General features: G+C 41.6%; 13 protein-coding genes. 6 read left to right on the top strand and 7 right to left on the bottom strand.

Annotated features, from left to right (window positions below):
- Positions 1-12: 12 nt before the first annotated feature.
- Both HWV58_RS22595 and HWV58_RS22590 read right to left on the bottom strand, forming a co-directional pair.
- On the bottom strand, positions 13-2103 hold the full coding sequence (locus HWV58_RS22595) for a HEPN domain-containing protein (protein ID WP_175636273.1): 2091 nt from the start codon (positions 2101-2103) through the stop codon (positions 13-15).
- A 654-nt stretch (positions 2104-2757) separates the two neighbouring features.
- Positions 2758-3204: an RrF2 family transcriptional regulator gene (locus HWV58_RS22590; RefSeq protein ID WP_124562610.1), complete on the bottom strand. Its 447-nt coding sequence runs from the start codon at positions 3202-3204 to the stop codon at positions 2758-2760.
- 215 nt (positions 3205-3419) lie between these two features.
- Between HWV58_RS22590 and HWV58_RS22585 the strand changes: the two genes are divergently transcribed.
- Positions 3420-4640, top strand: coding sequence for a metallophosphoesterase (locus tag HWV58_RS22585; protein WP_175636272.1), 1221 nt, complete (start codon positions 3420-3422; stop codon positions 4638-4640).
- Positions 4641-4805: 165 nt separating this feature from the next.
- Here HWV58_RS22585 and HWV58_RS22580 read toward each other — a convergent pair whose 3' ends face one another.
- Positions 4806-7232, bottom strand: a complete 2427-nt coding sequence (locus HWV58_RS22580) for a TonB-dependent receptor (RefSeq protein WP_175636271.1) — start codon at positions 7230-7232, stop codon at positions 4806-4808.
- A gap of 320 nt (positions 7233-7552) precedes the next feature.
- On the opposite strand from HWV58_RS22580, the gene HWV58_RS22575 reads away from it, so the two are divergent.
- From HWV58_RS22575 to HWV58_RS22555, 5 genes are all read left to right on the top strand, one after another.
- On the top strand, positions 7553-9094 hold the full coding sequence (locus HWV58_RS22575) for a pyridoxal phosphate-dependent decarboxylase family protein (protein ID WP_175636270.1): 1542 nt from the start codon (positions 7553-7555) through the stop codon (positions 9092-9094).
- Positions 9039-11498 carry a GNAT family N-acetyltransferase gene (locus HWV58_RS22570; RefSeq protein WP_175636269.1) on the top strand — a complete coding sequence of 820 codons (2460 nt, stop codon included), beginning with the start codon at positions 9039-9041 and terminating at the stop codon, positions 11496-11498. Before HWV58_RS22575 ends, HWV58_RS22570 begins: the two co-directional genes overlap by 56 nt.
- The gene (locus tag HWV58_RS22565) at positions 11498-12853 is read left to right on the top strand and encodes a lysine N(6)-hydroxylase/L-ornithine N(5)-oxygenase family protein (protein ID WP_175636268.1); all 1356 of its coding nucleotides are present in this window, start codon (positions 11498-11500) and stop codon (positions 12851-12853) included. The genes HWV58_RS22570 and HWV58_RS22565 overlap by 1 nt, the downstream gene beginning before the upstream one ends.
- A gap of 78 nt (positions 12854-12931) precedes the next feature.
- Positions 12932-14743 carry an IucA/IucC family protein gene (locus tag HWV58_RS22560; RefSeq protein WP_175636267.1) on the top strand — a complete coding sequence of 604 codons (1812 nt, stop codon included), beginning with the start codon at positions 12932-12934 and terminating at the stop codon, positions 14741-14743.
- A gap of 569 nt (positions 14744-15312) precedes the next feature.
- On the top strand, positions 15313-15939 hold the full coding sequence (locus HWV58_RS22555) for a M23 family metallopeptidase (protein ID WP_175636266.1): 627 nt from the start codon (positions 15313-15315) through the stop codon (positions 15937-15939).
- 665 nt (positions 15940-16604) lie between these two features.
- Here HWV58_RS22555 and HWV58_RS22550 read toward each other — a convergent pair.
- The 4 genes from HWV58_RS22550 to HWV58_RS22535 all read right to left on the bottom strand — a co-directional run bounded on the left by HWV58_RS22550 (position 16605) and on the right by HWV58_RS22535 (position 23014).
- A complete protein-coding gene (locus HWV58_RS22550) occupies positions 16605-16907 on the bottom strand; it encodes a hypothetical protein (protein WP_175636265.1) in 303 nt (100 codons plus the stop codon).
- A gap of 37 nt (positions 16908-16944) precedes the next feature.
- The gene (locus tag HWV58_RS22545) at positions 16945-18468 is read right to left on the bottom strand and encodes a M60 family metallopeptidase (protein ID WP_175636264.1); all 1524 of its coding nucleotides are present in this window, start codon (positions 18466-18468) and stop codon (positions 16945-16947) included.
- Between the two features lie 38 nt (positions 18469-18506).
- The gene (locus HWV58_RS22540; protein ID WP_217707055.1) at positions 18507-19709 is read right to left on the bottom strand and encodes a glycoside hydrolase family 27 protein; all 1203 of its coding nucleotides are present in this window, start codon (positions 19707-19709) and stop codon (positions 18507-18509) included.
- A gap of 140 nt (positions 19710-19849) precedes the next feature.
- The gene (locus HWV58_RS22535; RefSeq protein ID WP_175636263.1) at positions 19850-23014 is read right to left on the bottom strand and encodes a glycoside hydrolase family 2 TIM barrel-domain containing protein; all 3165 of its coding nucleotides are present in this window, start codon (positions 23012-23014) and stop codon (positions 19850-19852) included.
- Between the last annotated feature and the right edge of the window lie 199 nt (positions 23015-23213).

Here is a 23213-nt window from a genome sequence, read left to right as displayed (position 1 = left end):
TTATCTCAAATTTCATTTTACTAATAGGCCCCTTTTTTCTTTAATCTGATTTAAAAACTGATTGGCTTGTTCAAAATATTTTTGAGCAAATTCAGCACTTGGTTCATTTTTATTGATCTGAAGAACCAAATCAGAAAAGTTAGTGGCCAGATTAAATTCGCCAGTTTCAACATAATGGTTATCGAACTCCCGAATCACACCAACCTGGGTACTGCTGTTTACACCTTTATCCAGCAACAACGATTTTGCAGCACTTACAAACGTACTGTAGGTATGGTAAATGGCATCAGCATAAGCACCTTTCTCTAAGTTTTGCTTTGCCCAGTCAAATTTCTCGTCTGCTTCCAACAATAGAGTAGCAACCAAATCAATCACTACACCAGCACATTCACCCACACCGATTGCAGTAACAAAAGGTTCTACGTGTCCCCAATCTACAAATTCTTCGGTTTGCAGATTAGTTAAATCGGCCAGTGGTTTTAATAACTGATAAAAATGGTCTTTACCTTTTCTATCATAATACTGGTGAAAATTCTCATCAGCCAGGTTATTGGCTTTAAAATCATTTAAAATGAAGTGCAAAACACTGGTTGCTCTTTTTGATGGAACTTTGATTACACGTTCTGCCACACGGCCAACGCCATCACCCACGGTACCACCACCCAACATTACCTGCACCGCCGGAACCACTTTTCCTTCGGCCTTTACCGAACTACCGTGAAAACCAATTTCGGCTAAACCATGCTGGCCACAAGAGTTCATACAACCACTGATCTTGATTTTGATGTTTTTCTCATAGATCAATTCAGGGAAATCGGTATAAATGACATCTTCCAACACCTCGGCCAATGTCATAGAGTTGGCAATACCTAAATTACAGGTATCGGTTCCCGGGCAAGTGGTAATATCGGCCACACTATCGAAACCGGCAGTGGTAAAACCAATTTTATTTAACTCCGCATATAAAGCCGGTAAAGCTTCTTTGCGTACATATTTTAATAACAAACCCTGATTTTGTGTAACCCTGATTTCATCGGCGACATACGGTCTGATGGCATCAACAAAGGCCCTGGCTTTATCTGTTTTAATATCGCCTACCTGTACTTTTACATACACCGAATAAAAACCAGTCTGTTTCTGTTCTACCACGTTGGTAGCCGACCAGTGCTTGTAATGGGTTTCGTTTAAAATTTCTACCGCCGGATAATCTTGCTCTGCTGGCAAAACAGGCTCGGCGATTGTATTTAAATCTATTTTATAGCTTTTTACTTTATTGGCAATGCGCTCTTCGGCAACCAGGCGTAAAACTTCGTCTAAACCTAATTTTTGAACCAGGTATTTTAAACGTGCTTTATTTCTGTTGGTACGTTCGCCATAACGGTCGAAAACGCGAAGCACAGACTCTGTAAAGGGAATGATCTGATCTTCGTGCAAAAATTCGTGAACGGCACTGGCTAAGAAAGGTTGTGCACCTAAACCACCAGCAAATAAAACTTTAAATCCACGTTCGCCCTCTTCGTTAATTTTCGGAATGAAACCTAAATCATGAATGTAGCTAAATGCAGTATCCTTATCACTCGAAGAGAATGAAATTTTAATTTTACGGCCCATTTCCTGACAGATTGGGTTACGCAAAAAGTATTTAAAAACAGCGTGCGCGTATGGCGAAACATCAAACGGTTCATCTTTATCGATGCCCGAATTTGGCGATGCCGTTACATTACGCACCGTGTTACCACAAGCCTCACGCAGGGTAATATCATCCTGCTCTAATTTAGCCCAAAGTTCTGGTGTGCGGTCTAAACTTACATAGTGCAACTGGATATCCTGACGGGTGGTTAAGTGTAAATTGCCACTTCCATACTCATCAGCAATATCGGCAATGCGCAGTAACTGCTTAAAAGTAACCTTTCCAAAAGGCAGCTTAATCCGGATCATTTGCACCCCCGGCTGTCTTTGTCCGTAAACACCGCGTGCTAAACGCAGGCTCCTAAACTTTTCGTCGTGGATTGTACCATCCCGAAAGGCTTTAATCTTATTCTCTAAATCGATAATGTCCTGCTCGACAATATTGTTTTCGAGTTCTGTTCTGAAAGTTTGCATATGTGTTGTTAGCTTTATTCAAAAAATGCTTCCCTTTTACTGAGAAGCATCCAATATTTTATACTTAAATTATCTATAGGCTCCTGTTACCGTGTTTTACAACAACAGCACATCATCCGGATAGCGGCTCTATTAAGTATAAAATTTAGGTTCATCCGTCAAATATATAAAGTATATAGGAATAGTCGTAATTTTTTATGAAAAAAATTACGGTACGGTGTTAATCTGTAAACCCTTAACGACAGTTTTCTCTTGTTTTTTCGCCTTCAATAGGCTGCGCAATCGTTTGCTAAAAAATGTTGCTAGTTGTAATTTATTTTTGAAGATAGCCGGAAGCTAAGCTGGTTGGTGTGGACACCAACCAGTAGATACCAAGAAATAACCTGGCACCTTTATCCTATCGGTTGGTGTCCCCACCGAACGAAACAGGCAACGAAAAAATCATCCCCTGCCCCCGTATCCTATCGGTAGATGCCCCAATAGACCCAAACAGGTGCTAAAAAACTGGTTGGTGTGGACACCAATCAGTTGACAAAAAAATCATCCCCTGCCCCCTTCAAAGGGGGAAAGATCATCTTTAAATGAAAAGAAAAATCAATAAAAAAAGGCTGGTGCAAACACCAACCTTTAAATCTTTATGATTAAAATAAGTTCTTACAATTTTTCGATAGCCAGCTTTAGCGTATCCTCACGATTAATTACATCGGCGATACTGGTTTCGCTTAAAACCTTCAATGTGGCATCTCTCACATCAATAAATGCACTTCTGATGCCGCAAGTCTTTTCATCTTCGCATTCATCGCATTTGTGATAGAAGTTTAAGCTGGCACAAGGCACCATGGCAATTGGACCATCGGTAACCCGCATGATGTGTACCAAAAGAATTTCTTCGGGCTTTTTGTTTAGACTGTAACCACCTCCGGCTCCTTTTTTACTATATAAAAAACCTGCGTTACGTAAATCGAGTAAAATTTGCTCCAGGAATTTTTTTGGGATATGCTCCTCCTCTGCAATTTTTGAGATCTGCATGGGTGGTTTATCTAAATTTTTACCAAGAGCAACAAGTGCCTTTATGGCGTATTTTGTTTTTTTCGACAGCATATTCGCACAAAGCTAATAAAAGAAAGTAAATTATTACAATACGCTATTCAGGCTGTTTTGTTTTCTACCTGCAGCGCGTTATTTAAAATCAGGGCCCTGCCCCTTTTAGATACATTTTAATCAAAGAAGCGTAAAAATAATCCAACTTGCAAACTGCAGGCAATTTATCTGCGTTTAAGCCCTACATTTATCTTTATGCCTCTTACCCATTTGTAATGAAAAGAAAACTCAATTTCATCCCGCTCTTAATTGTAGCATTCATGTTTTTTGCCTTAAATGCATACGTTTTATCAGGTTTGGGCACCTTAAATCAATCTACCTGGCTTAGTCCTATCTTCTGGGTTTTTATCGTAGGCTTAACATTTGCCTTGTTTTATGCCATCCAGCAAATGCGAATACAAGGCATAAACCGGTTTTTTCAAATCGTAAGTCATACTTTCCTGATCATTTTTACAGCAGAAGTAGTTTTTGCCATCTTCTTGCTGCTAGGCGATATTTACCGTTTTCTGTTCGGGATTACAGGTAGCTTTAACGGCGGCGGTTTTCACCTTTTGGCGCGTAGCAATTATTGGGTCGATTTTGCTTTTGTAATGTTTTGCTTAACTATTGCCTTATTTGCCTACGGCATTACCCAGGGGAAATATGCTTACCGGGTAATTAAACATACTTTGTATTTCGACGATCTACCCCCAGCTTTCGATGGTTTCACTCTAACGCAAATTTCGGATGTACACGCCGGCAGCTTTACCAACCCTAAAGCTGTACAAAAGGGCATTGATTTAATTAATGCGCAAAAAAGCGATTTGTTTGTATTTACGGGTGATTTGGTCAACAATATTTCCTCAGAGATTGTACCTTACATTGGTCATTTCTCTCAAATTAAAGCACCATTCGGACAGTTTTCTGTTTTGGGTAATCATGATTATGGCGATTATGTAAAATGGCCAAGCGAAACGGAGAAGATCAAAAACCTCGATCAGTTAAAAGCTTACCATAAAGAACTTGGCTTTAAATTATTGCTCGATGAGCATGTAGAACTGCATAAAAACGGTGAAAAAATTATTCTGGCCGGGATAGAAAACTGGGGAATTGGTTTTGGCGAACGGGGCGATTTAAATAAAGCTTTGGCCAAGACTGCTGCCAATGATTTCAAAATTCTGCTCTCTCACGATCCTTCGCATTGGGATGCACAGGTAAAAAATTATCCCTCAAAAATCCAACTTTCATTAGCTGGCCATACGCATGGCATGCAGTTTGGGATCGAGGCTTTTGGTATTAAATGGAGTCCGGTGAAATACCGTTATAAGCACTGGGCAGGTATTAAAACCGAGAACGGCAGGTATTTAAATGTAAACCGTGGCTTTGGTTTCCTGGGCTTTTCCGGTCGGATTGGAATCTGGCCGGAGGTAACGGTGATTGAATTGAAGCGGAAGTAAACACTAAATGCCCAACATTGTGCATTTAGTGTTTAGAGGGTCGTCATTCCCGCGCAGGCGGGAATCTTAATGCAACTAAAAAAACCTTGCTAAGGCATTACGATTCCCATCCGATAGTTATCGGATCAAGTTGGGAATGACGGATCACAAAGCAATCTATTGAACCTAATAATTAAGCGTATACGTTACATTGTAGGTACGACCACGGCCAGCATAATAAAAGGTTTCGGGTTTAGCTAGGGCAGCATACAAAATTGATGAACGCTGACTCCAAACTGTTTGGTAATTTTTGTTCAACAGGTTTTGCACACCGATTGATAAGCTTCCGGTAAATACTTTTACTGATCCCAATACATCAACAGTTGTATATCCTTTTAATTCGTATTCTTTTAAATTAGTAGAAATACCTTTTGAATCAAATGAGTGGAAAACCTGTGCTTTTAAGCCAAATACTTTTCCGTTATAGCCTAAATAACCAGCCAGTTTAGATGGACTAGCCACCGTTACATCCTGCAATGACCAGGTACCATCGGCATTTTGTTTCTGGGTTTTGATATACATACCATTTACGCCAGCCTCGAAGCCATTTTTCAGGTTAAGCGATAGCGAGCCTTCAAGTCCAAGGTTTCTTACATGTTCATCGTACACCTCGATATTGAAAGTGCTGTTGGTTTTCACGTTTTTATCTGATAAAGCATAAAAAGCAGCCACCTGCCCGTTAAATACACCAGTGCGGTAACGGTAACCTGCCTCGTACTGATCGGTTTTAATGCCCGTTAACGGAGAGCTGCCAACGTTGATAGAATTACCTAAATTCCAGTTGGTGCCAGCTAAAGTATAAGTTCCCTGACCATAATATTTTGCCGGATCGGCCAGGTTAAATCCTTGCGAATAGTTAAACCAGGCTTGTTGAGGTGTGTTAATTTTAAATACCAAACCACCATTAAGCAAATTAACATCGTAGTGATTGCTTCCACCCGCAATAGCAGTAGCGCTACGGCCTACACCATAAGCCAAAGGTACAGCAGCAGCCGTGCCTACAAAATCGCCAACCTTAACAAACATGCGTTGCTGACGAACACCACCAGATAGGGTTAAGAAATCGGCCAGCTTAAATTGTGCCTGTAAAAAGCCCGATAAGCCATTTACCCTAAAATTAGGATAACGCGCAATAGTAGCAACTGTGGTATTGGTTAAACCGCCAGATGTAGCTGCTTTTACCCTATCGAAAAGCGCTTGCTGTGCATTAAAATTCTCGTTATCGGCATCAATACCATAGGTTAGGTTTAATTTATTCCAGTCTTTATTCAACACCAGTTTTAAAGCACTGTAATTGGTATTCTGGATGGAAGAGCCACTGTAAAGCACTCCCGGTAAGGCCGCTGTTCCCGGAAATGGGTGAAAGCTAAACCGTTCATTTCTGGCTGCCGCCTGCACGTAAAGGGTTTGTCCGCCTAAAATATCGCTGGCCTGATAATTGGCATTGATATTGGCACGACTTGTTTTAGGATCAACATCTGATGAATAACCGTTTCTCATCTCCAATAACGATGCATTTGACAATAAGCCAGCATAGTTAGTACCTAAAAATAAGTCTTTATCACCACGATAGCCCGAATTGTAATACTGCGCATTTACCGTTAACTTTTGATAATCTGTCAATTTAAATTCTGTACTTCCAAAGAAATCAAAAGACTGGTTGTACTGCAAATCGGTTTGGGTAATATCGGTAAAAATCTGCTTTCCATCGGCACCATAAGCTGCGTTGTTTTTCTGGAAAGCAATACCAATCCGGCCATTCCAATCTTTACTGCCACCTGAAATAGCCTGGGCAATGCGAACATCGTGATCGCTTTTTTCTTTCAAACCACTGCGTACACCAAGCTGCGTAGTAAAAGCTGGCTGACCATCCTGTCCTTTTTTGGTAATGATGTTGACAATACCACCGGTTGCACCGCCACCATAAACGGCACTGGCACCTGATAAAACCTCGATTCTTTCGATATTAAAGGGATCGATAGATTCGAACTGGCGGCTTACCCCACGGGTACTGTTAAGCGATACACCATCAATCATCACCAATGCATCTCTGCCACGCTGGTTTTGGCCATAATTGGTACGGCCTTCGGGTCCGGCATCTAAACTCGGAATCAATTGGGCTAAAGCCTGTTTAAAGGGTACACCTGCCTTAACCTGCTCCTGTATTTTTGCACCATCAACCACCCAAACGGTACCCGGTATCTCACTTATTTTGGTTGGTTTACGTGCCGATACCACTACCACCTCCTGCATATTGGCCGTTGGACTTAAGTTGATGATTAAATTAACCGTTTGCCCTTTAGCTAAATTTACTTTTTGAAATACGGTAACATAGCCTACATAACTTACCTGTAGCTGATGTGAACCTTCGGTTAGCGCAAGTTCGAAACTACCATCTGCACCAGTGGTAACCGCAGAACTTTTCCCCTGCACTTTAATATTGGCACCACTTAGCGGTGCAGTTTCGCCTATTACCTTGCCGGTAATGGTTTGAGCTTTACCTGTAATTATAAACCCACAGATAAGGATCGCAATTAAGTATAGATTTTTCATCAAATAATTTATTTTTTTCGCAAAGCAATCATTTATTTGGATTAAATCCAAATAATAATTATCAAATATTTTACAAAACATCCTAAAAAATGAAATAAAAACTATACTTAAACAACTTATTAACAACGGTTTAAAACTATTTTAAATATTATTTTTAATCAATCTAAATAAAAATATACCTTAGCGGTCGAGATTATAGTCTACACATTACGCTTATTTTAAGTACTCAACTAACCAATTAATCAGTAAAAAAACTATCGGCATTTTGCCCGGTATGGTATTGCCTTTTTGACCTTAAATTTTGAAAAATTGAAAAACTAATGTTTACATCAGACCTAGAAAAACAGGACCTCATCGATTTCCTTACGGAGAGCCCGGCGAAGGAAATCTTTCACCACGAAAACGAAGCAGAGTACCTGCATGCGGTTGGCAAAGTTACCCAGGCGGTAAAAAAATTCCTGAACCACAACAAGCAGCCCTTCAGCGGTGTATCGCCAGCCAAACTGAAACCCTTATTCGATGCCATCGAATTTGAAAAAACGCATGACAATTACGATGCTTTGCTGAAAGAAGTAGAACAGCTTTACACCAATCACGCTGTTGCTTTTCACCACCCTGCCTACATTGCGCACTTAAATTGTCCCATTGTTATCCCGGCTGTTGCCGCCGAGGTGATGATTTCAGCCATCAATTCCTCTATCGATACATGGGACCAAAGCGCTGGCGGCACTTTAATCGAGCAAAAATTAATTGAGTGGACCTGCGATCAGATTGGTTATGGCAAAAAAGCCGACGGCATTTTTACCAGTGGCGGTACGCAGAGCAATTTAATGGGGCTTTTACTGGCAAGAGATCATTACGCCATTACCGCCCTGAACCACAACATAAAAGTAAATGGCCTGCCTGCCGAGGCTTCTCGATTCAGGATTTTTGTTTCCGAAAAAGCACATTTCAGCATTCAGAAAAATGCCTCACTATTAGGCCTGGGCGAAAAAGCCGTCATCAAGATTAAAACCGACCGCAGTTTCAGGATGAATACCGTTTTGCTGGAAGACGCGATAAAAAGAGAACTGGCACAGGGAAATATACCAATTGCCATTGTAGGTACTGCGGGCACCACCGATTTTGGTAATGTAGATCCATTGCAGCAACTGGGTGCGATTAGCCAAAAATACAATACCTGGTTCCATATTGATGCGGCTTATGGCTGTGGCTTATTGCTCACCGATAAATACCGTAACCTGCTAAACGGTATCGAACTGGCCCATTCGGTTACGGTTGATTACCATAAATCTTTCTTTCAGCCTGTAAGCAGCAGCGGTTTTCTGGTGCGCGACAAGCACTTTTTTAACCTGATTACGCACCATGCCGATTACTTAAATCCTAAAGATCATGATGAAGATGGCCTGCCCAACCAGGTAAATAAATCGATACAAACTACCCGCCGCTTCGACGCTTTAAAACTATGGTTCACACTCCGCATGATGGGCCGCGATAAACTGGGAGGCTATTTCGATACCATTATTGAAACCGCAGCAGAAATAGCGGGCTTATTGCAGGCCGACCATGATATTGAACTTATGAACGAATCCGATATCAGCGCACTGGTTTTCAGGTACCGCCCTAAAAACGCACAGTTAGATGTTTGCGCCATGAACCAATACATCAAAAAAGCCATGTTTAATCAAGGTAAGGCCCTGGTGGCCGGTACCAAGATTAACCAGCAATTCTACCTCAAATTTACCCTACTAAACCCGCTTACTACCATCAGCGATATTGAAAATATCATTAAAATCATTAAAAAACATGGAAACGAATACGTTAGACTTAATCAAGCTTCAGCAGATTTCAGAAGAAACTAACTTTAATGCGCTCCTTAACAGCTACTGCCGCGAATTTACCAACTGGACCCGCTATGCAGGCATCCCGAAATACGACGCACCGCTGGCTAACTACCTGTCAACTAAGTCAGACCGCTTGCATCTCAGGTTTGATTTTAGCAGCATTGGTTACGAGGTATATGCCCCGTTAAAGTTTTATGCAGATAGCGGCCGGCATGTATTTAATTTCCCGGTTGTAGCACGCGATATTGAAACAGATGCCATTACTGCCATTGATATTTACCGCTTTATGGAATTGGCGGTGCAATTTAGCTCGACTGAGTTTCCGGATGCAGCTGCCGACCTGGTAAAACAGCGTTTAACCAATAGTGTAGAAAACCTTCAGCAATTTCTTTCATTCTTCCTGCAAAATGGCAAGCCGGTAAACTTTGCCAAAATGAACTTTATATCGGCAGAACAATCGCTGTTTTTAGGTCACAATGCCCATCCCCTACCCAAAGGCCGGTCGGGTTTTAACAGTACTGACGAGCTTTTTAAATATTCGCCCGAAACAAAAGGCAGTTTCCAGCTTAGCTATTTCTTAATTGCGGCAACCAATATCAACGAAAAAAATGCCGAAGGTTTCGATATTACCGATTTTTTCAGGATTGAACTTTTAGAGACGGCAAATACAGAAACAATAACAATACTTGATCGGTACCCTAACCACAAAGTGGTGCCCATGCATCCCTGGGAAGCGGATTACCTGCTTGACCAACCTGCTGTACAAGCCATGCAAGCGGAAAAACTGCTGATTTACCTCGGGCAATTTGGCGATACCTATACCCCAACCTCATCGGTTAGAACGGTGTATAATGCAGCGAGCGATTGGATGCTTAAATTTTCGCTCCATGTTAAAATCACCAATTCGCAACGCGTTAATCTGGTTAGAGAACTGCACCGTGGTTACGATGTAAGTAAACTTTTAAAAACTACTTTAGGCAAAGCGGCAAAAGCCGAATTCCCTGAAATCGAATTCATTACCGATCCGGCTTTTATTACCGTAAATTATCAGGGGCAAAACATCGATGGTTTTAACATCAGTATCAGGCACAATCCGTTTAAGGGCGAAGAGGCAGAGAAAAACGTAACCCTGCTTGCGGCCTTATGTCAGGATGGTTTGCTGGGCCAAAAACCGAGGCTGGTACATGTAATTGAAGAAGCATCGATCAGCAAAAACAAAAGCCTGGCCCATACTGCAGTAAACTGGTTTAAACAATACCTGCATCTGTGCGTAGCGCCTATTGTAGGCCTGTACAACCATTATGGGATGGCTTTCGAATTTCACCAGCAAAACGTAATGGTAGAACTGGATAAAGATTTTTATCCAGCCAAATTGTACTTCAGAGATAATCAGGGCTATTTCTTTAGCGAGAGCAAAGCTGAAGCCCTGCAACAGGCATATCCCGAAATTGCAGCAGAAAGTGGCTCTATTGTACCCAATGAGTACATTATTCCGAAACTGACTTACTATTTACTCATTAACAATATTTTAGGTGTAGTAAATGCGCTGGCCAGCAATAATCTGGCGGATGAAAAGACTTTAATCGACCTGGTTTATTTAGAGTTTAAACAATTTGAAAACAGCGATACTACCGGTTTGGTAGATTATATTATTAACCGCCGCAGCTGGGAAGTTAAAGGCAACCTGCTTACCAACCTCTGCAATATCGACGAAGCCAGTGCACCGATTGATAATCCGGCCATTTACCGCGAATTCCCGAACCCGCTGTCTAAATATCTGTTTGCAGAAAACCTGATTAAACCGCAAACCAAAGAGGTGCTATACAGCCGGTATTTCCCCAAAGAAGATGTAACGATTAACATCCGTCCTTTTGATATAGACCGGGATCTGGAAATGGTGCACGACTGGTTTAACCAGGAACACGCCAAACCCATCTGGAAAATGGATGGCCCGATTAAAGGGCTGGAACTCTTTTACCGCACCTTGTTACCCAACGATGCCTCGCACAGTTTTATTGGCGAGATAAATGGCGTACCCACCTTCACCATAGAACCTTACTGGCCGATGCGTGATGGTGTAGGCGCTTGTTACGAGGCATTAACCACTGATTATGGTGCTCACTTGCTCATTGCCCCAACCGATAAAGACAAGAAATACAGTTTTGAAACCGGTCAGGCTCTAATGGATTTCATTTTTGAGCAGAAAGAAGTAGGCAAATGCATCGGCGAAGCTGCTGTTGAAAGTCGTGCCATGCACATTTTTGTAACCCGACTTGGCTTTAAGCTCGAAAAAGTAATCCAGATGCCTTATAAAATGGCCAATCTTACCTTTTGCTACCGCGATTGGTACTGGGAAAAATTCCCTGAAGCTAAAGCCTATGCCCAGGCCAAATTATCACCATTTGAAACGGAGGAAGCCTAATGCAAAACCAGAAAATATACGATATCGTAGGCATTGGCATCGGTCCCTTTAATTTGGGGCTTGCCGCCTTATGCGCACCCATTAACGGTTTATCTACCCTGTTTTTAGATCAGGCCAGCGAGTTTAACTGGCACCCCGGCATGATGCTGAGCGATGCTACCCTGCAGGTTCCCTTTATGGCCGACCTGGTCACCTTAGCCGACCCAACCAGTGCGTACAGCTTTTTAAACTACCTGAAACAAACCGACCGTTTGTATAAATTTTATATCAGGGAAGATTTTTTTGTGTTGCGCAAAGAGTATAATGCCTATTGCAAATGGGCCATCAGCCACCTTCCGAACTGCCAGTTTGAGCAAAAAGTTACGGCAATACACTACAAAGATGGCATTTACGAAGTAGAGCGGATTAACCTCAGCACCGGAACAACGGAAACTGTTTTTACCAAAAAGATTGTACTCGGAACCGGAACAGGCCCAAAAATACCTGACTTTGTTAAGCCTGCCCTGCATCAAAATGCGATACACTCTTCGGAGTACCTCCAGTTTAAGCAAAGCATTTTACAGCAAAAAACCGTCACCATAGTGGGTTCAGGGCAAAGCGCTGCAGAGATTTTCTACGATCTTTTACCGGAAACAGAAAACGGACTGCAACTAAAATGGTTTACGCGTCCCGATCGGTTTTTCCCAATGGAATATTCGAAACTGACGCTGGAATTAACCTCGCCAGAGTATGTAGACCATTTTTACAACCTGAGCGATGCCAAAAGAAAGCAGTTGCTGAGTAAACAAAATTCGCTGTTTAAAGGCATCAACTTCGATCTGATTAACCAGATATTCGATAAACTGTATGAGTTGAGTGTAGATGGCGAACAAATAAATGCAGCACTGATGCCCAACTGCCAGCTGAACAATTTAAACGCTAAAGCTAGCGGTGCTTACCAGCTCGACTTTTACCATACTGAAAGCGAGAAAAACTTTAGTGTAGATACGGATTTTGTGGTACTGGCTACCGGCTATAAGTATAACGAGCCTGCATTTTTAAGTCCTATTCAAGAACGCATAGGCCGAAATGCCGACGGCCTATTCCAGGTGCACCGCAATTATGCCATTGATGTAAACGGAGATGAAATTTTTGTTCAGAATGCCGAACTGCATACCCACGGCTTTGTGACCCCCGATTTAGGCATGGGTGCTTACCGCAACGCTTCCATTATCAATGCCGTACTGGGATTTGAAATTTACAAGGTAGAAAAACGCATTGCCTTCCAGCAGTTTAGCATTCCAGATGAAAAACCGGAAAATGAATTTGCTGAGGAACAACAGTTGGTCGGGATTTATAATCCCGACCGGAGATAAGTAAAGTCCGGATTACAAATCCGGACTAACACTAACTAAGCGCAAATCCGGACTAACAACACCATTAAAAACAACACCATGAATTACAATAACTTTGATCAAATAAAACCTTTAAAAAAAGAAATCTGGGATAAGGTAAATCTCAACTATATCGCCAAATCGATTGTAGAACTGATGCATGAAAAACTAGCCGAACCTACCTTGGTGGGCAGCAGTACACCGGGCTGGAATGATTACCATTTAGCTACCGATAGCTCAGAGATTTACTACACCTTTTCGGGTCAGGAACGTGCACTCGATTACCTGCATATCGACAAAAAGAGCATTAAAAAGTTTGTAAACGGCGAAAGCGTGGCGGTAAATAATGCACCGGCATTTTACACTGAGCTACAGCAAACTTTCGGTATTAAACCTTTTACGCTGGCACATTTTATAGAAGAAACCTTAAATACCCTTTATGCCGACGCTTACATTCACGAAAAAGGCAAGTTAAATGCCGATGAACTGGCCAATGCAGATTACCAAACCATAGAGCACCAAATGGATGGTCACCCATGGGCAACCATTAACAAAGGCCGCATAGGCTTTAACCATAGCGACCAGGGTAAATACGCACCAGAAGCAGCACAAAGAACACGTTTGGCCTGGTTAGCCGTACACCACAGCAGGGCTTCGTTTAAAAGCATTGAAAGTATTTCGGCATTTTCTTTCTACAACGAAGAGCTAAGCTTAAAACAGGTACACGATTTTAATCAGGTGCTTTTGGAGCAACAGCTACAACCTGCCGATTATTTCTTTATCCCTGTGCACGAATGGCAGTGGAACAATAAAATTGTGCTTCAACTGGCGCACGATATTGCCCACCAGTTAATTGTACCGGTTGGTTTGGGTGCAGATGAATACATGTGCCAAAACAGTATCCGTACCTTTTTTAATGTAAGTGAGCCAAAAAAACACTATGTAAAAACAGCCATTTCAATTTTAAACACTTCCATTTTCAGGGGCTTATCGCCTAAAAAACTGGCTATTGCACCAAGGGTAACCCAATGGGCTAAAGATATGTTGCAAGGCGATGAATACCTGAAACAAACCCGCGTTGTGCTTTTGGGTGAGGTGGCTACGGTAGCCTATACGCACCCGCAGTATAGCGAAATTCCGGGATCGCCTTACCAATACCAGGAGTTTTTAGGTGCCATTTGGCGCGAAAGTGCCGAAAATTACCTGCTCGAAGACGAGACCATCATGACCATGGCCAGCTTGCTTTACGTAGATGATCAGGGCAAGAGCATGGTGCAGGCATTGATCGAAAAATCGGGGCTGGATGCTGCGACCTGGTTAAATGCCTATTTATCGGCTTACCTAAAACCTGTGCTACGCATATTTTACAAACATGCCTTCTTCTTTAGTCCGCATGGCGAGAATACCATACTGGTTATGAAGAATGGTGTTCCGGAAAGGATTATCATCAAAGATTTTGTGGAAGAAATTGTACTCACCGACGAATCGAAAGCCAGATTACCAGAAGACCTGGTGGATGTTTTAAGGGAAATTAATGATGAACTCGCTCCACTGTTTATCCTCTCGGGCATTTTTGATGCAGTTTTCAGGTATCTGGGCAATATTTTCCATAGCTATGTGGGCTTGGATGAAAAGCAGTTCTGGCGCCAGGTGGCAGATGTAATTTTAGCTTTCCAGCAGGAAAACCCTGAGTTATCTTCCAAATTCGAAAAATTCGATCTGTTTGTTCCTGAGTTTATCCGCGTATGCATTAACCGGGTAAGATTACTCACTCATGGTTACAGCGAAAGTACTGATGTTCCGGTGCCTGAGTTGATTGGTACGCTGGTGAATCCTGCGGCTGAGGCTTTGAGGGAAGATTTGTTAGTATAATTTTAATTTCCGTGCAGTCAGATGGTAACACCTGATTGCACGCTTATAGAATTGTAATCCTGAGGGTTAATTTATTTCATAAAAATCAATATTAGTGACAGCCCCTTCATGGTCGTCATTGCGAGGGACGAAGCAATCTTACTACTATGGGTGGGAAAAAGCATTACATCAGTTTCAAATAGCGATCGTTGTAAGATTGCTTTCCCGATTAAGCGGGACAGGCTGTCGTTCCTCCTCGCAATGACGATTCTTCTGCCAGACCTGTCAATTATAGCTTGTTGAAGGGCTTGCATGAATACTGTGCGAGGCGTTTCGACATGCTCAACGTGACAAACTTCTATAAAAATTATGGCTTTTTATACTATTACAATACTCTATCTATGCTTTATCTATACTTGATCTATACTTGAACTACGCTTTATCTATGCTTAATGTATTCCTGAGCTAAGGCGATAACCCGTATCAAAAAAGTATAATTTATTTTGGCTAACGCTGATCGATATTTTTAAACTAATCCAATAGTTATTCTTTCAAAATAATGTTATCTTGTTTATCAATTCACATCAGGCATGAAAACATTACTATTTATCTTTTTATCGGCTATTTTATTTGAAACACCAACAATCGAGAAAGACCGAGAACGCTGGAAACCTTATTACAGTGAGGTTAGCCCCGCTAAAACAGCCGACCAGTGGTACCTTCCGTTTGATGTAGCCAACCGTAAAAAGGTAAACAACATTAAGATCATCAGCATTTTTGGCGATCACCGCGATAGTTATGTTAAAGGACATATCCACACCGCGATTGACATTAACCCTGCCCAGCCCAAAAGCAAACTGGTTGGTATTTACGCCATGGCCAATGGTACAGTTTGTTCGGTACATTTAGGCGAAAACCAGCGCACGGTAGTGGTGAAACACAAATTGCCCAATGGCACAACGATGTTTACTACCTATAAACATTTAAAGGAAGTATATGTAAGCAATGGCCAAAACGTAGATCAGAATACCAAACTGGCACGCTTGTTTACCCCGCAGGAAAGCAAAAAATATGGAGGCGATTACCATCACCTGCATTTAGAAATCAGGAAGAAATTTGATGATTACGGTTGTGCAAGCTGGTTAACCTTTACCAACGCGCAGCTGAATGAGCGGTTTTACAATCCGCAGGTGTTTATTAAAGAATATGTTAAATAATAAAGGTGTATTCGATTATCCTCAGCCTGGCAACAGCTGTACTTAAACTGGAAGCCTCAATTTTAAGATTCTGCCCTATTTTTCTCTAACAACTATCCAAAATTACTTAGAAACCTTCCCACTATAGGTGGCACCAAATCATTGAAGCTATGAAAGCTTCCCACCATGGGTGGCGCCAAATCATTGAAGGTATGAAAGCTTCCCACCATGGGTGGCTTGGAATCATTATAAATAAGAAAGTTTTAGAGATTATATTAAAACCTATGAGGTTTTAATAGCAATGGGGCCATTAACCTCATAGGTTTGAAGTGTAAGAGTTGAATAAAACCTATGAGGTTTTAATAGCATGTGCCTATCAACCTCATAGGTTTGAAGTGTAAGAGTTGAATAAAACCTATGAGGTTTTTTAATAGCAATGTGCCTATCAACCTCATAGGTTTGAAGTGTAAGAGTTGAATAAAACCTATGAGGTTTTAATAGCATGTGCCTATCAACCTCAATAGGTTTGAAGTGTAAGAGTTGAATAAAACCTATGAGGTTTTAATAGCATGTGCCTATCAACCTCAATAGGTTTGAAGTGTAAGAGTTGAATAAAACCTATGAGGTTTTTGAGCAAGTTGCCCATTAAAACCTCATAGGTCTGTAGTAAAATTTCGCAGAATTGGTTAAAACTTAATTTTCAAAACGCATTTTTCCCTGTCTTCATCATTGATGAGTCCATCAGGCAGCGTAATTCTCAGTCCCTTAGCGTCCTGCTTCCATTTAATGATAAAATCTTCGTCGGCCATTGCCAGCGATTTCACTTTTAAAATAGCTGTAGACAATGATTTGATAATCAGTTCGCCATGATTAAACTCCAGAAGCTCAATATTCAGTTCGTCGGCTTCGCCAGAATAAAAAATGATGGGATTAACCTCATAAATTTTCAGCTCTTTTGTTTTCGATGTTATTTTTTCGCTTAAAGCCATGCCCGTTAATTTATTTTTGATTGAATAGCTTTTAAACTTAGTTTACCGGTGGAAAATTGAAAGGTTTCCAGGCTGGCAAACCTGCCAGTTCTTTCTGGGTCAGCTCACTAATATCAACTCCCCAGGTATTAAAAAATGGCGCAAGGTTGCGTTTCACGATGTTCGAATAGGTTTTTACCCATAAATCGCGCTTCTGCTGATCGTTAAGCTCGCCTATAGCTGGTCCGATTTTTTGATATTCTTTAAAGAAAGATTTAAAGCTTTCCCAGCCAAATCCTTCCTGCATCTGACGGAACATGATTAAGCCTAAGAAAGGATCTTTTTTCCATTTTTCGTAGCTGGCTCCTTCTGCAAAATATTTTTTCATCATTTTCTGTGTGTTTGCACTCGATACACCTGTGTGCGAATCGTCTCTCCCACCCATTAACCTATCGAACATATAAAGCGAAAAGAAGTTGTTGCTCACTTCGGTAGTGCCACCAAAAACCCAGTTTAAGTTTTGCATGTTATGCCCTATTTCGTGGAAAAAGCCCCAGTTTGCGCCACCTTTACTAGGTTTCATCAACAACTCGGGATTAGCCATAATTTCGTTAGAAACCATGTGTCTCGAAGGCGAATGGTGAATCATAATCGGATAACCACTATGCATATAACCGCCCCCAATATGCTCATCGGGAACCATGCGTTGTGCACGGTAAAACGGAGCAGGCATATTGGCCAGATCGAGTTCACCCAATACTACCAAATCCCACAATTTAAGTACTTCTTCAGGTTTTTTAATGGTTTTCAAAACACTATCCGGCAGGGTTAAAATTACATTTTCAGTAGCCATTTCCCCCCATGGCGCTTTATTGTTCTTCAACTGGTTTTCCCAATCGCTTTGCGTGCTTTTGCCCAAAATAAAAAGTGGTGCTGCTACCGCATGACTAATTTTGAAATCAATTTTTCTGCTGGCAGACTGCGGTTTAACATCAATATAAATTAAACCGCCAAAAGGTGAAGCCAACCTGTTTTTGCCCGCTACCAGTTTTTGTTTTTTGGTAATAATCGGCATCCTGCGCCAATCTTCCTTGCCGGCAACCCAATAATTCAGTCGGTCGCTGTGTGCGCCAATCTGCACTTCAAGTTCACTTACATCGGCATTTTTAGGCACATCAATTTCAATATATTCGCCAGCCTTGGCATATAAACCCGTGCTGTACATGGTGGCATTATCGTAACCCGAGTAACCCAGCGTTGATACAATTGACACCAGACTATCGGCCATTTTTTTATGCTCGATACTTACTGTTTTATTGATAAACTGGAAGCCTTCTTTAACGGCACCCGGAAAAATATTAGCAGAGGGCTGTGCTTTAATGCTTTTATAATCGGTACTTTTTAGTGTTTCATCGCTCCATTTGGCTATCGCTTTTCTAAACTCTGTATCTGTTTTAGCGAGTGTATGCTCGGGCGAAATAACAATAGTTGCCGGATCTTTGGCTGCATCCTGGGCAAACGCATTTAAACCACCTGCCATAAGTGCAAGTGCTAACGCTGATTTGATTGTTGTTTGGTTCATTGTGTTTTAGTTTGGATGGTTTGGTATTTTGAGGTTGGTTATACTTTTTTCAAGCGGAAAACTTTGGTTTCGTGAGCAGTTACCTCACCTGTCCACCTGTTATTTTTGCCAATAATTTTGTGTTGCCACAAATCTTTAATCTCATATTTATCAGCCAGGCCCAGTTCTGCAAAGTTTACTTTGGCATTTTGTGTTGAGCCCGATTTGTTTAAAACAGCGATGGCGAAATCGCCATTGGCCAAAGGACGCACGAAAATATCCCAGGTATCGGTTTTAATTTTACGTTCGGCCTGTTTGCCCAAAGCATCCTGGTTTAAAGCAATAACTTCGGTATTGGTGAAAATAGCCTTCGCTTCATTGTCCATTTTGCGGATATCGCAACTGGCATACAGTGGCGAGTTGAGCATGCTGTATAAACTCATCTGGCTCTGGTACTCGGCCTTTGTGCAACCCACGCCATTAAAAGCAGCGGAAGGCCCTTTGGTGCCGTGCAAACCCGCTACCAGCATGTCGCCGTCGTTCCACTTACCCGGACCTGAAAAGCTGGCTAATCCCGCCATTTTATCAACCACGTTATAAATCCCCACACCGCCTTTACCTTCGGTATCCAGCCATTTATCCCTGATATCGTAAGTGGTACGCCAGCTTTGTCCGCCAACCTGTGCGCCCCAGTTCCAGGGTTCGCGTGGGCCCCATTCGCAAATGCCCAATATGATATCCCTGTCCGATTTGCGTAAAGCCTGGGCGATTTTACCATAACGTTTCTTCGCGGTTTCTACATCCTCCGGTGCGTTGCAATAGTCGTATTTCAGGTAATCGATTCCCCACGATGCAAAGGTTTTGGCATCCTGGTCTTCGAAATTTAAACTAGCGGTATAACCTCCACAGGTTAAAGGAGCGGCATCTGAATAAATGCCTAGTTTCATCCCTTTATCGTGCAGATAATCAGCCAGTGCTTTAATGCCTGAAGGGAATTTCTTAGCATCGGCTATGATGTTGTTTTTATTATCGCGACCGCCCTGCCAGCAATCATCTAAAAAGATATATTGATAACCTGCTTTAACCATTCCGCTGGTTACCATCGCATCGGCCATTGCTTTAATATCTTTTTCGTTCGGGTTTTCTGACATGATATTCCAGCTCATCCAGCCCATGGGTGGTGTTGCTGCTAATTTTGTTTCTTGTGCAAAACTGATTTGGACAAATAACAATAAGGTAAAACAGATTTTGATAAATCTCATATTTTCTTTGGATAGCGCGTTCATCATTTCATTAAAAAAGAACAGTCGTCATTCTCACACAGATAGGAATCTTAATACTAATGCTTTAAGATTCCCATCCGATAGCTATCGGATCAAGTTGGGAATGACGACCATCTATGTTACTTAATAGGTTTAATGTAGTAGCTGTAATTGTAATCTTTGAAAGGAATCTGGTACTGGATTAATGGCATAGAGCCCCAGCTATCAATTCCCTGTACACCCAGCTGCTGTAAATCCATGTGTACATAAATCTGATTACGCTTTACCAGTTCGCCTGAGTGGTATTGTTTTTTCTCTGCCTCAGGATCTAAATCTTCAACTGCGTAAGGCAGTGCATTAAAGCTCAATAACTGATCGGCAAACTCGAAACGTAAACCTTTGCCGGCCTTATCGGTGAAATTTACCCAACGCACTTCAGTTTTATTACCACTCTCCTGCGGACGGGCATACGGGAAATACTGATCGGCAACGGTTGATTGATAGGTTCCGATTAAGGAAGCCGTTTTTCTATCTACATAGTTTTCGCCCGGACCACGGCCATACCATTGAATATTGTTGTATTCGTTTTTCAATTGCAAATCATTTCCGATACGCATTAAACTTTTGTAGTTTCCTGTTACCGCTTTAAATTGGTTATCTACTTTAACGGTACCATCGGCCAGAACCGTAAATTGCTGAGTGGTTTCGGCATCGCCTTTTAACAGGGATGATTTAACGGTTAGTGTAAAGTCGGTAGCTGTTGAATTTACAGTAGATTTGATATTGGCGGCATCATTATCCTGATATACATTGCGCCACATCCTTAACCTGGTGTTCAAACCTGCACCAATGTCATTATCGGTTGGCGCCCGGTAAAAACCCGGTTGCGGGCCATTAGCCAATAGCTCGCGACCTTTAGACAGATAACTGATTAATGTTCCTTTTTTAAGATCGAAAGTAATGGTAAAATCGCTGCCTTTAACCATTGCACGATCGGCAGTTTGTTCAACTTTTAAAGCCTTTTTACCAGCAGCGTAGGTATTCGCTTTCGGTGTTCCTGCCAAAGCAATCTGCTCATAAGCAATTTCGTAGCCTTTTTCTAAAAATGGTTCAGCTGTTTTTAAGCGGTAACGTACATTTAAGAAATACTCTTTACCGTTTGCATAGTTCGTATTAAATGGAATGCTTAGCGTTTGGCTTTGGCGCGGCCCAACATTCAGGTTATTTACCACACCGCTTTGCACTACTTTGCCATCTGCTACTAACTCCCAGTTTAACTGTACATTGCTGATATCTTTAAAGAAATAGCTGTTATTTACATTAATCTGGTTGGTACCATTAAAAGTGGTTTTAATGTACTGATGTACTTTTTTAAGTTCAACAGCCATTGGGGTCATGCCGCGATAAGCGGTAACTACTCCTTTAACACAAAAATCGTTATCGCTAAAGTTTTCATCAACCGGGCCACTTAAAGGGAAATCGCCCCCATAAGCCATAATGCGTTTGCCGTTTTTAACAGTATCGATGGCCTGATCGATCCATTCCCATACAAAACCACCCTGTAATTTTGGATTGTTTTCAATGGCATCCCAATATTCTTTAAAATTACCCAAACTGTTGCCCATAATATGGGCGTATTCGCTCATGATAAACGGACGGGTCTCTTTTTCCTGTTTCGAATAACGGGGCAGATAATTTGGCGAAGGATATTGCGGTACAATCATATCGGTATTGAAATCATTTTCTGCCCTTTCGTACTGCACCGGACGGAAATCTTTGGCTTTTAACCATTCGTAAGCTTCGTAAAAGTTAACGCCATTACCTGCTTCGTTACCTAACGACCAGGTAATAACCGAAGCATGGTTTTTATCACGCTCATACATTCGTGTAATGCGCTCAAGATGTGGCACGCGCCATTGTTTATCGTTGGCAAAAGTTGTCTCCAGACTGTAATAACGGCCATGCGATTCGATATTGGCTTCATCAATTACGTACAAACCATATTCATCGCAAAGTTCCATCCAATAGGGATCGGGCGGGTAATGTGAATGACGCACGGCATTTACATTCAGCTTTTTCATCATTTCCATATCTTTTTCCATATCGGCATGGGTTAAGGTATGGCCCTGCGTAGCATTGTGCTCGTGCCTGTTTACACCTTTCAAGAAGACGCGCTTACCGTTAACCAGTAAATCGCTGCCCTTAATTTCTACCGAACGGAAGCCCACACGTTGTGGAATTACTTCGATTACTTTATCGTTTTTATCTTTTAAAGTGATGTATAAGGTATATAAATAAGGTACTTCTGCCGACCAGTTTTTAACATTGTTAATCTGTGCCTTGAAATTAAGATCTGTTTTATAGTTACCCAATACTTTTTGCAGTTTGGTCGCTTCTTTCCACACGTTATTTCCTTTGGCATCTACCAGATCGAGTGCTACATAAAAACTATCCGGGCGGCTGTGATTGGTGCGTTGATCTATTTTGTAATTCTGAACGGCTAAATCAACATTCAGCAGTCCGTTGGTGTAGCTTGCATCGAGCGTACCTGATACTTTAAAATCGCGGATATCTAATTTAGGAGTAGCATACAGATACACTTCCCGCTCGATACCTGAGATGCGCCACATATCCTGACATTCTAAATAACTGCCATCGCTCCACCTGTACACCTGCAATGCGATTGTATTTTCGCCAGGTTTTACGTATTTGGTGATATCAAATTCGGCTGCCAACTTGCTATCTTCGCTGTAACCTACTTTTTTGCCATTTACCCAAATGTAAAAGGCCGATTTAACTGCTCCTAAGCTGATAAATACCTGCTTATCGCCCCAGTTAGCCGGGATATTGATTTTTTTGCGGTATGAACCTACCGGATTGTTGTCTTCCGGGATATCGAAAGGCGGATTCATGCGGTTACCTGTAAGCTGCCTACCGGCAAACTCGTATGGCTGATTCACATAAATAGGCAGACCATAACCGTTTACTTCCCAGTTTGCAGGTACTTTAAAGTTATCCCATCCTTTATCGTCGAAATCTACCTTATAAAAATCTGTTGGTCGTTTATGTGGGTCTTTTACCCAGTTAAATTTCCAGGTTCCGTTTAAGGATAAAAAGTAGGCCGATTTTTCTTTAGCTCTTTTAGCGGCAAGCTCCTGGCTTTCGAAAGCAAAGGCCGAGGCCCGCATGGGCAAACGGTTTACCGAAACCACTTCGGGTGTTTGCAGTTCGGCCGGCAGTTGTTGTGCACTAACTTGACCGGCTATCCATAATGAGGTAAATAAAATGGTTAGTTTTCTCTTCATTGTGTGTGTATAATATTAGGTTTTGTGCATCCAAATTACGGATGATTGGGTGATAATAGTAAGAATGTTTTAGCGCAAACGTTTGAGTTTTAAATATGTTACTGAACGGTTACGTTATTAGGAGTTGCTTGATACTATGGCGTAGGTATCATACTAATTATGCGCTATAAAATCCCTTTAAACAGAAAAAACCCTTTGC

The sequence above is a fragment of the Pedobacter ghigonis genome (assembly GCF_903166585.1).
Classification (GTDB): Bacteria; Bacteroidota; Bacteroidia; order Sphingobacteriales; family Sphingobacteriaceae; genus Pedobacter; species Pedobacter ghigonis.
The sequence above is the reverse complement of the archived record's forward strand: the minus strand, read 5'-3'. Positions and strand labels throughout refer to the sequence as shown.

Bases quoted from the DNA above. Each gene is read 5' to 3' on its own strand.
- HWV58_RS22555 (WP_175636266.1), top strand. From the start codon at position 15,313: ATGAAAACATTACTATTTATCTTTTTATCGGCTATTTTATTTGAAACA.
- HWV58_RS22585 (WP_175636272.1), top strand. From the start codon at position 3,420: ATGAAAAGAAAACTCAATTTCATCCCGCTCTTAATTGTAGCATTCATG.
- HWV58_RS22545 (WP_175636264.1), bottom strand. From the start codon at position 18,468: ATGAACCAAACAACAATCAAATCAGCGTTAGCACTTGCACTTATGGCA.
- HWV58_RS22550 (WP_175636265.1), bottom strand. From the start codon at position 16,907: ATGGCTTTAAGCGAAAAAATAACATCGAAAACAAAAGAGCTGAAAATT.
- HWV58_RS22595 (WP_175636273.1), bottom strand. From the start codon at position 2,103: ATGCAAACTTTCAGAACAGAACTCGAAAACAATATTGTCGAGCAGGAC.
- HWV58_RS22575 (WP_175636270.1), top strand. From the start codon at position 7,553: ATGTTTACATCAGACCTAGAAAAACAGGACCTCATCGATTTCCTTACG.
- HWV58_RS22565 (WP_175636268.1), top strand. From the start codon at position 11,498: ATGCAAAACCAGAAAATATACGATATCGTAGGCATTGGCATCGGTCCC.
- HWV58_RS22590 (WP_124562610.1), bottom strand. From the start codon at position 3,204: ATGCTGTCGAAAAAAACAAAATACGCCATAAAGGCACTTGTTGCTCTT.
- HWV58_RS22580 (WP_175636271.1), bottom strand. From the start codon at position 7,232: ATGAAAAATCTATACTTAATTGCGATCCTTATCTGTGGGTTTATAATT.
- HWV58_RS22535 (WP_175636263.1), bottom strand. From the start codon at position 23,014: ATGAAGAGAAAACTAACCATTTTATTTACCTCATTATGGATAGCCGGT.
- HWV58_RS22560 (WP_175636267.1), top strand. From the start codon at position 12,932: ATGAATTACAATAACTTTGATCAAATAAAACCTTTAAAAAAAGAAATC.
- HWV58_RS22540 (WP_217707055.1), bottom strand. From the start codon at position 19,709: ATGAGATTTATCAAAATCTGTTTTACCTTATTGTTATTTGTCCAAATC.
- HWV58_RS22570 (WP_175636269.1), top strand. From the start codon at position 9,039: ATGGAAACGAATACGTTAGACTTAATCAAGCTTCAGCAGATTTCAGAA.